General features: G+C 75.3%; 6 protein-coding genes. 4 read left to right on the forward strand and 2 right to left on the reverse strand.

Annotated features, from left to right (window positions below; all coding sequences use genetic code 11):
- Positions 1 to 15: 15 nt before the first annotated feature.
- Positions 16 to 1,605, forward strand: a complete 1,590-nt coding sequence (locus AB0I11_RS30020; protein WP_357328163.1) for a phospholipase D-like domain-containing protein — start codon at positions 16 to 18, stop codon at positions 1,603 to 1,605.
- Here AB0I11_RS30020 and AB0I11_RS30025 read toward each other — a convergent pair.
- Positions 1,554 to 2,309: a hypothetical protein gene (locus AB0I11_RS30025; protein WP_357328141.1), complete on the reverse strand. Its 756-nt coding sequence runs from the start codon at positions 2,307 to 2,309 to the stop codon at positions 1,554 to 1,556. The genes AB0I11_RS30020 and AB0I11_RS30025 overlap by 52 nt on opposite strands.
- A gap of 341 nt (positions 2,310 to 2,650) precedes the next feature.
- Between AB0I11_RS30025 and AB0I11_RS30030 the strand changes: the two genes are divergently transcribed.
- Positions 2,651 to 3,469: a SigB/SigF/SigG family RNA polymerase sigma factor gene (locus AB0I11_RS30030; RefSeq protein WP_357328144.1), complete on the forward strand. Its 819-nt coding sequence runs from the start codon at positions 2,651 to 2,653 to the stop codon at positions 3,467 to 3,469.
- Between the two features lie 148 nt (positions 3,470 to 3,617).
- Positions 3,618 to 6,212 (forward strand): ATP-dependent helicase HrpB, encoded by a 2,595-nt coding sequence (gene hrpB / locus AB0I11_RS30035; RefSeq protein ID WP_357328147.1) that lies wholly within the window; start codon positions 3,618 to 3,620, stop codon positions 6,210 to 6,212.
- Here the strand turns inward: hrpB and AB0I11_RS30040 are convergent, their stop codons facing one another.
- The gene (locus tag AB0I11_RS30040) at positions 6,213 to 6,947 is read right to left on the reverse strand and encodes a protein phosphatase 2C domain-containing protein (protein WP_357328151.1); all 735 of its coding nucleotides are present in this window, start codon (positions 6,945 to 6,947) and stop codon (positions 6,213 to 6,215) included. It lies immediately after the preceding gene.
- Between the two features lie 219 nt (positions 6,948 to 7,166).
- Between AB0I11_RS30040 and AB0I11_RS30045 the strand changes: the two genes are divergently transcribed.
- On the forward strand, positions 7,167 to 9,773 hold the full coding sequence (locus AB0I11_RS30045; RefSeq protein ID WP_357328154.1) for a glycoside hydrolase family 9 protein: 2,607 nt from the start codon (positions 7,167 to 7,169) through the stop codon (positions 9,771 to 9,773).
- Positions 9,774 to 9,934: the final 161 nt, after the last annotated feature.

Genomic DNA, 9,934 nt, shown 5'->3' on the forward strand with positions numbered 1-9,934 from the left:
TCGGGAGGCTGGAACGTGGCGACGCGGGAGTGGTTCCTCACCGCACAGGAACGTGCCAACCCGGGGTCTGAATTACCCGTCTGGACGACGGGAAACCTCGCCGAGCCACTGATTCACGGGTCCGCGTACTTCGACCGGCTGGTCGACGAGGTCTCCGCGCTCAAGGCCGGTGACCACCTCTTCTTCACCGACTGGCGGGGCGACCCCGATCAGCGGATGCGCCCGGACGGCCCGACCGTGGTGCAGCTGTTCGCGCAGGCCGCCCAGCGCGGCGCGGTGGTCAAGGGGCTGATCTGGCGCTCCCACCTCGACGCGCTCTCCTACAGCGAGGCGGAGAACCGCAGCCTCAGCGAGGCGATCTGCGCGGCCGGCGGCGAGGTGCTGCTCGACCAGCGGGTCCGCCGGGGCGGCTCGCACCACCAGAAGCTGGTGGTGCTGCGCCACCCGGACGACCCGGCGCGGGACATCGCGTTCGCCGGCGGGATCGATCTGTGCCACAGCCGGCGCGACGACGCCACGCACCGGGGCGACCCGCAGCCGGTGGCCATGTCCCCGCGGTACGGCGGGCGCCCGCCCTGGCACGACGTGCAGCTCGCGCTGCGCGGGCCGGTCGTCGGCGCCCTGGACACCACCTTCCGGGAGCGGTGGACCGACCCGATGCCGCTGGACTCGGAGAACCCGATGGCGTACCTGCGCGACCGGCTGCGCGGCGCCGACCTCAGCCCCGATCCGCTGCCCGAGCAGCCCGCCGATCCGCCGGCCCGCGGCCCGCACCGGATCCAGGTGCTGCGCACCTACCCGGCGGTCCGGCCGCGCTACCGGTTCGCCCCGGACGGCGAGCGGACGGTGGCCCGCGGCTACACCAAGGCGATCCGCCGGGCCCGCCGGCTGATCTACCTGGAGGACCAGTACCTCTGGTCGACCGAGGTGGCGGAACTCTTCGCCGAGGCGCTGCGCGCGCAGCCGGAGCTGCACCTGGTGGCGGTCGTGCCCCGGCACCCGGACGTGGACGGCCGGCTGGCGCTGCCGCCCAACATGGTGGGCCGCGAGCAGGCGCTGTCGCTGTGCCACCGGGCCGCCCCGGACCGGGTGCACGTCTTCGACGTGGAGAACCACGAGAGCACCCCGGTCTACGTGCACGCCAAGGTCTGCGTGGTCGACGACGTCTGGGCGAGCGTGGGCAGCGACAACTTCAACCGCCGGTCCTGGACGCACGACAGCGAGCTGTCCTGCGCGGTGCTGGACGAGACCCGCGACGAGCGGGCCCCGGTCGACCCGGCCGGGCTGGGCGACGGCGCCCGGGTCTTCGCGCGGGACCTGCGGCTGCGGCTGTGGCGGGAGCACCTGGACCGGGACCCGGACGGCGGGCAGGACGCCGACCTGCTGGACCCGGCCGACGCGGTGGCCGCGATCACCGCGACGGCCGACGCGCTGGACCGCTGGCACGCCGGCGGGCGCACCGGGCCCCGGCCGCCGGGCCGGCTGCGGCCGCACCGCCCCGAGCGGCTGGCCTGGCACACCCGGCTCTGGGCGCTACCGGTCTACCGGCTGGTCTACGACCCGGACGGCAGGCCGCTGCGGGCCCGCCGCGCGGGCACGTGGTGAGCGGGCGGGACCGCGCCGGCCGCCGAGGGGTCGTCGAGCGCGCCGGGCCGGGCCGGGTAGGCGAAGGAGACCCGGGGCGAGTAGAACCCGCCGCCGATGCAGAGCGGGTTGGCCGGCCGTAGCGCGTGCGCCGGATGGCCGGGGCTGAGGAACTCCACCGACTCGATCTCGAACGGGGTGACCGGCTCGGAGACGAACGGGTAGTCGACCGCGATCCGCTGGCCGTCCCGGACGGTCAGGTAGCGGTGGTGACCGCTGAACACCCGGTTGCCGGTGTCACCCACCCGGGCCACCGAGCGGATCAGCGGCACGCCGTCGACGAGGGTCTCGGCGACCAGCCGGTCCCCCCGGACGTCGATCCGGGTCTCCCCGGCGGTGGCCGGCGCGCCGCGCGCGTGGGCGTACGCCCGGACCCGGGGGCTGGAGGCCAGGTAGTGGCACCACCAGCCGCCGGGGGCGTCGCCGACCGTCGGTGGCGCGATGTCGGCGAGGCACACCCCGAGATAGGTGCAGGAGTACGCGCCGAAGCCGGAGGTCTGGGTCTCGTCGTCGACGACGTACTGGTTCATGAAGACCTGATGGTCGGGGCGCGCGCGCAGGCCCGGCGGGAGGAGCGCCGCGACCGCGTCGGGGTCCGCCGGGAGCCAGCTGAACAGCAGCGTCCGGGCGTTGACGACCAGTTGCGGAGCGGCGGGATCGAGCACGGTGCCTCCGTCGATATGTACAAGAGGGACGCTACGACGGTCCCGTGTGCAGGACAACGACGGAAAGTCGACACTCCGAGCCGGTTGTCGGGTTTCGCGTTGACCGGTCGGCGTCCCCCGTGCACCGAGTGGACCGGGCGTCCAACCCGGTCGGGCCGGCACTTCCGAACCCCCTTCGGCCTGCTTTGCCCGATCGGGGCCCAAATGCCCGTTAAGTACATCGTACTTTCGGCTAGATTTCTGCAAGCCGATCAGGCTAAGGTGACTTCCGAACGTACGACAACCCGCTAAACCTGAGCGTCACGTCATTTTCCGCGGACGAGGTGCAGGGAGGACCACCCATGACCGCGAGGACTGTGAACGGGCCGGCCACCGCGCCGGCCACCACCAGGCTCGACCCGCGCAGCCTTACCGACAGCGCCACCGACCTGCTGAACGCGATGGCCGCGCTGCCGGCCCACCACCCGTCCCGCCCCGCGCTGCGGGACCGGGCGATCGAGGCCTGGCTGCCGCTGGCCAACCACCTCGCCCACCGCTACAGCGGTCGCGGCGAGCCCACCGACGACCTGGCCCAGACCGCCGCGGTCGGCCTGATCAAGGCGATCGACAAGTTCGACCCGTCCCGCGGCGTCGACTTCGCCGGCTACGCCATCCCGACCATCATCGGCGAGCTGAAGCGGCACTTCCGGGACCGCACCTGGGACATCCGGGTGCCCCGCCGGCTGCAGGAGCTGCGGCTGGCCATCTCCGACGCGAACAGCACGCTGCTGCAGACCCTCGGCCGCTCGCCGACGGTCGCCGACATCGCCGCCCACCTCAACCTCACCGAGGAAGAGGTGCTGGAAGGGCTGGAGGGCGCCCGCGCGTACAACGCGGTGTCGCTGTCCACGCCCACCGGAGACGGTGACCGGGCGACCGAGCTGGGCGACATGCTCGGCGGCGAGGACGGCGAGTTCGAGCTGGCCGAGCTGCGGGTCGCCCTCGGCCCGGCGCTGGCCACGCTGGACGAGCGCGAGCAGAAGATCCTCACGCTGCGCTTCTACGGCAACCTGACCCAGTCGCAGATCGCCGAGCAGATCGGCGTCTCCCAGATGCACGTGTCCCGGCTGCTGGCCCGGGCGCTCAACAAGCTGCGGGGGCAGCTGGCCGGAACGTACTAGGGGGTGGTGACGGTGGCCGGGTCGGCGGGCCCGGCCACCGTCGTGTCCACGCTGGCCCGGTCGGCGGTTCGCCGGCCGGGCCGTTCCGGCTGCCCGCCGCGGCGGTAGGCGCGTGGCCGCCCGCCGGCCCGGGTGCGACAGTGGGGGCGTGCTTGCCGACGTCCCCATCGACCTGCCGGTCCGGCCGGTGCTGCCGGCGCTGGTCCGGGCCCTGCACGGGGCGGGCACGGCGGTCCTGGTGGCCCCGCCCGGCACCGGCAAGACCACCCTGGCGCCGCTCGCGGTCGCCGACGAGGTGCCCGGCACGGTGGTGATCGCCCAGCCCCGCCGGGTCGCCGCCCGGGCCGCCGCGCGCCGGATGGCCGCCCTGCTCGGCGAGCCGGTCGGCGGCCGGATCGGGTACGCGGTGCGCGGCGAGCGCCGCACCGGCCCGCGGACCCGGGTCGAGGTGGTCACCACCGGGCTGCTGGTCCGCCGGCTGCACCGGGATCCGGAGCTGCCCGGGGTGGGCGCGGTGCTGCTCGACGAGTGCCACGAGCGGCACCTCGACGCCGACCTGGCGCTGGCCTTCGCCGTGGAGTCCCGCGCCGCGCTCCGACCCGACCTGTGGCTGCTGGCCATGTCGGCCACGCCGCAGGCGGACCGGTTCGCCGCGCTGCTGGGCGGGGCCGACCGGCCGGCGCCGGTGGTCCGGGCGGAGGCGGCCCTGCACCCGGTCACCCGGATCTGGGCGCCGCCGCCCCGACCGGTCGCCGCTCCCGGGGCCGGCCGGGTCGACCCGGCCCTGCTCGACCACGTGGCCGGCACCGTGCGCCGGGCGCTGCGCGAGCGGGACGGGGACGTGTTGGCCTTCCTGCCCGGGGCGGGCGAGATCGCCGCGGTGTCGGCCCGCCTGGCCGGCCTGGGGGACGGCGTGGCGGTGCTGCCGCTGCACGGTCGGCTGCCCGCGGCCGCCCAGGACGCGGCGCTGCGCCCGGCCGCGCCCGGCGAGTCGTCGCGGCGCCGGGTGGTGCTGGCCACCGCCGTGGCGGAGAGCAGCCTCACCGTGCCCGGGGTACGCGTGGTGGTCGACGCCGGGCTCAGCCGGGTGGCCCGCACCGACCTGGCCCGCGGGCTGGGCGCACTGGTCACCGTGCCGGTGTCCCGGGCCGCGGCCACCCAGCGGGCCGGCCGGGCCGGCCGGGAGGCGCCCGGGGCGGTCTACCGGTGCTGGTCGGAGGCGACGCACGCCCGGCTGGCCCCGCAGCCGGAGCCGGAGATCGCCACCGCCGACCTGACCGGGTTCGCGCTGGAGCTGGCCGCCTGGGGCGACCCCGACGGGGCGGGCCTGGCGCTGCCCGATCCGCCACCGCCGGCCGCCCTCACGGTGGCCCGGGAGACGCTCACCACGCTGGGCGCGGTGGACGCCGACGGCCGGATCACCGCGCGGGGCCGGGCGGTCGCCGCGGTCGGGGCGCATCCCCGGCTGGCCCGCGCGCTGCTGGACGGGGCGGAGCGGGTCGGCGCGGACCGGGCCGCCGAGATCGTCGCCCTGCTCGCCGACGACACGCTGCCCGGCGGCACGGACGACCTCACCGCCCTCTGGCGCCGGCTGCGCGGCGGCACCGACCCCGCCGCCACCAGCCGCTGGCGCGCCGAGGTCCGCCGGCTACGGGCCGCGACCGGCCCTCGCGACCGTGCGGGCGGTGCCCGGACGGGTGGCGCCGATCCCGCGGCCCGCCGGCCCGACGAGCCCGGGCGCCGGGAAGCGGCCGAGGTCCTCGGAGATGACCTGGCCGCCGGGCTGCTGGTGGGCCTGGCGTACCCGGAGCGGCTGGCCCGGGCGCGGCGGGCCGGTGGAACCGCGTACCTGATGGCCGGCGGGACCGCGGCGGAGCTGGCGGCCGGTTCGGGGCTGGTCGGTTCGGCGTGGCTGGCGGTCGCCGTGGCGGACCGCTCCCCCGGCGCGCCCAGCGCCCGGGTGCGGCTGGCCACGCCGGTGGACGAGGCGACCGCCCGGGAGGCCGGCGGGCCGCTGCTGCGCGACGGGCGCGAGGTCGCCTGGTCGGGCGGGGACGTGGTGGCCCGGGAGGTGCTCCGGCTCGGCGCGATCGAGCTGGTGGACCGGCCGCTGTCCGCGCCCGACCGGGAACTGGTCGCCGCCGCCGTGCTCACCGGCCTGCGTGAGGCCGGGCTCGGCCTGCTCACCTGGACGCCGGAGGCGACCGCGCTGCGCCGCCGGCTCGCCTTCTGCCGGCAGGCGCTCGGCGACGGCTGGCCCGACGTGGCGGACCCGGCGCTGCTCGCCGCCGCGCCCAGCTGGCTGGGGCCCGAGCTGGCCCGCGCCCGGCGCCGGGCCGACCTGGCCCGGATCGACGTGGGGGTGGCGCTGCGCCGGCTGCTCGACTGGCGGCAGGCGGCCCGGCTGGACGAGCTGGCGCCGGAACGGCTGCCGGTGCCCAGCGGCTCGCGGATCCGGGTGGACTACACCGACCCGGCGGCCCCGGTGCTGCCGGTGAAGTTGCAGGAGACCTTCGGCTGGCGGGACGCCCCGCGGCTGGCCGACGGGCGGGTGCCGGTGCTGCTGCACCTGCTCTCCCCCGCCGGCCGGCCGGTGGCGGTCACCGCCGACCTGGCCTCCTTCTGGCGGACCGGCTACCCGCAGGTCCGCGCCGAGCTGCGCGGCCGCTATCCCCGGCACCCGTGGCCGGAGGACCCGACCAGCGCCGAGCCGACCCGCCACGCCACACCCCGGCGGCGCTGATCAGGCCGACTCGTCGTCCACCACGTCGGCGATGAGCACGGTGACGTTGTCCGGGCCGCCGGCGCGCAGCGCCAGGTCGATCAGTTTGGCCGCGCAGGCCTCGCGGTCCGGGTGGCCGCCGAGCACCTCGGCGAGGGTGTCCGCGCGCACCACGTTCGACAGACCGTCGCTGCACAGCAGCCAGCGGTCGCCGGGCCAGGGCACCATCGTCGCGTACGCCGGGGAGACCTCGTCGCCCTGCAACGCCTGGGTCACCACCGCCCGGCGGGGGTGGCTGCTGGCCTGCTCGGCGGTGATCACGCCCTGGTCGACCAGCATCTGCACGAAGGTGTCGTCCCGGGTCACCTGCTTGAGCACGCCCTCCCGGTAGAGGTAGGCCCGGGAGTCGCCGACGTGGGCCAGGGCCAGGCAGCTGCCGGTGCGGGCGAAGAGCAGCGCGGTCAGGGTGGTGCCCATGCCCTGGCGTTCCGGGTCCTCCTCGACGGCCCGCCGGATCCGCGTGGTGGCCACCTCGATGCCGCCCTGCAGGGCGGCGACCAACGCGTCCTCGGGTGTCTCCAGGTCGAGCGGGGCCATCGCGTCGATGGCGATCCGGCTGGCCAGATCACCGGCCGCCATCCCGCCCATGCCGTCGGCGACGGCGACGAGCCAGCTGCCGGCGTGGAGCGCGTCCTGGTTCCCGCTGCGGATCAGCCCTCGGTCGCTCGCCCCGACGGAACGAAGCTTCAGGGTCATGGGTGGCAGCCTGCCAGGCGAAGGGCGCAGTTGTCTCTAGGAGATCAGGACGAGGCTGCGTGGCGCGGCGAATCTCACTCGCGGGACCGGTCGCCGGCTCATTGGGCGGCGTCAATTGACAGCGGAGGAACGCGCTGGAAACATCTGCCCGATAGGTGGGAGCGCTCCCAGCGCTCGTACCTTGCGTTCCCCCACCACCCCCGCACGGAAGGAACCTCCGTGACCCCATCCCGACGCCGCCTCACCGCGCTGGCCGCGGCCACCACCCTGGTGCTCACCGCGACTGCCGGCGTGGCCCACGCCGAGGTGCCACCGGACTCGCCCGAGCAGATCCGCAACGGCGACTTCAGCGACGGCACGTCCCCCTGGTTCTCCTACGGCACCGACGCGCTCGCGGTCACCGACGGCCGGCTCTGCACCACGGTCCCCGGCGGCCTGGCCAACCTGTGGGACGCCGGCATCGGCCAGGACGCGGTGCCGCTGATCGCCGGCGCCGAGTACGAACTCTCCTTCGACGTCTCCGCCAGCCCCGGCTCGGCCGTCAAGGCGGTCCTGCAACTCGGCAGCGCCCCCTACACCACGTACGCCGAAGCCGGCGCCACCGCCACCCCCAGTGCGGTGCACGTGGACAAGACCTTCACCGCGCCGGCCGACAACCCGTCCGCCCAGCTGATCTTCCAGGTCGGCGGCAGCGCCGACGCGCAGACCATCTGCCTGGACAACGTCTCGCTGCGCGGCGGCGAGGCCGCCCCGCCGTACGAGCCCAACACCGGGCCGCGGGTGCGGGTCAACCAGGTCGGCTACCTGCCCGGCGGGCCGAAGCACGCCACCGTGGTCACCGACGCCACCGACCCGCTGCCCTGGCAGCTGCGCTCGGCCGCGGGCACGGTGGTGGCCGACGGCCAGAGCACCCCGCGCGGCGTCGACGCCGCCTCCGGGCAGCCCGTGCAGACCGTCGACTTCTCCACCTTCCGCACCCCGGGCACCGGCTACACGCTCACCGTCGACGGCGAGACCAGCCACCCGTTCGACATCTCCGGCGCCCTCTACGACCGGCTGCGCGCCGACTCGCTCCAGTTCTTCTACGCCCAGCGCAGCGGCACCCCGATCGACGGTGACCTGATCGGCGCGGCGTACGCCCGCCCGGCCGGCCATCTCGGGGTGGCCCCCAACCAGGGCGACACCGACGTGCCCTGCCAGGCCGGGGTCTGCGACTACCGGCTGGACGTGCGCGGCGGCTGGTACGACGCCGGCGACCACGGCAAGTACGTGGTCAACGGCGGCATCGCCACCTACCAGCTGCTCAACACCTTCGAGCGGACGAAGACCGCGGAGACCGCGGCCGGCGGCGCGGGGCTGGGCGACGCCACCCTGCGGGTGCCCGAGCGGGGCAACCAGGTCCCCGACGTCCTCGACGAGGCGCGGTGGGAGCTGGAGTTCCTGCTGCGCATGCAGGTGCCGGCGGGCCAGCCGCTCGCCGGGATGGTACACCACAAGATCCACGACCGGAACTGGACCGGGCTGCCGCTCGCCCCGCAGGACGACCCGCAGCCACGCGAGCTGCACCCGCCGTCCACCGCGGCCACCCTCAACCTGGCCGCTGTCGCCGCCCAGTGTGCCCGGCTGTACGCCCCTTACGACGCCGCCTTCGCGGCCCGCTGCGGCAGCGCCGCGAAGACCGCGTACGCGGCGGCCAAGGCCCACCCGGCGGTCTACGCCTCGGCGGCCGACGGCAACGGCGGCGGTTCGTACGACGACTCGAACGTGACCGACGAGTTCTACTGGGCGGCGGCCGAACTCTGGCTGACCACCGGGGACCAGGCGTACCTGACCGACGTCACCGCCTCGCCGCTGCACACCGCCGAGGTCTTCGCCGCCGGTGGCGCGTTCGGCTGGCAGAGCGTCGCCGCGCTCGGCCGGCTCGACCTGGCCACCGTGCCCAGCGCGCTGCCCGCCGCCGACAAGACCCGGGTCCGCGCGTCGGTGACCGCCGCCGCCGACCGCTACCTGGCCACCCTGCGGGAGCAGTCGTACGGGCTGCCGCTGCCCGGCGACGCCGGCTCGTACGTCTGGGGCGGCAACAGCAATGTCGTGAACAACGCGATCGTGCTGGCCACCGCCTTCGACCTGACCCGCGACGCCAGCTACCGGGACGGGGCGGTGCAGAGCGCCGACTACCTGCTCGGCCGCAACGCGCTGAACATGTCGTACGTGACCGGCTGGGGCGAGCAGCACGCCCGCAACCAGCACAGCCGGATCTTCGCCCACCAGCTGGACCCGAACCTGCCGAACCCGCCCGCCGGCTCCCTCGCCGGCGGCGCGAACGCCGCCCTCCAGGACCCGTTCGCGGCCAACCTGCTGGCCGGCTGCAAGCCGATGTTCTGCTACGTCGACGACATCAACTCGTACTCGACCAACGAGGTGGCGATCAACTGGAACTCGGCGCTGGCCTGGCTGGCGTCCTTCCTGGCCGACCAGGGTGACGCCGGGGCGGTGCCGGCGTCGCGCTGCGCCGTCACCTACACCACCCACGGCAGCTGGTCGGGCGGCTTCACCACCCAGGTCACCGTGCGCAACACCGGCCCGGCGGCGATCGACGGCTGGAGCGTGCGCTGGGCGTTCGCCGGCGACCAGAAGGTGGACACCTCCTGGCTGGCGAAGGTCAGCCAGTCCGGTGCCACGGTCACCGCGAAGAACGAGTCGTACAACGCGAAGATCATGCCGGGCGCGTCGATCACCTTCGGCCTGAACGGTTTGACGGCCGGCGGCCCCAACCCCAACCCCAACCTGATCACCCTCAACGGATCCGCCTGCACCCTGTCCTGAGCCAAGATCCGGGGAAGGGTGGCCGCCCACACCAGGCGGCCACCCTTCCCCACCGCCCCAGACCCCCCCCCCAGCCCCCCCCCCCAGCATGATAACACCACACACACACACCCCACGCGGGTGCCCAACGCCCCCCCCCAGATCGTTCACACCAAGAACCA

Source organism: Micromonospora sp. NPDC050495, from assembly GCF_040655175.1.
Taxonomy (GTDB): Bacteria; Actinomycetota; Actinomycetes; order Mycobacteriales; family Micromonosporaceae; genus Micromonospora.

Excerpts from the sequence above, each read along its gene's own strand:
- AB0I11_RS30030 (WP_357328144.1), top strand. The coding sequence starts at position 2,651 with ATGACCGCGAGGACTGTGAACGGGCCGGCCACCGCGCCGGCCACCACC.
- AB0I11_RS30040 (WP_357328151.1), bottom strand. The coding sequence starts at position 6,947 with ATGACCCTGAAGCTTCGTTCCGTCGGGGCGAGCGACCGAGGGCTGATC.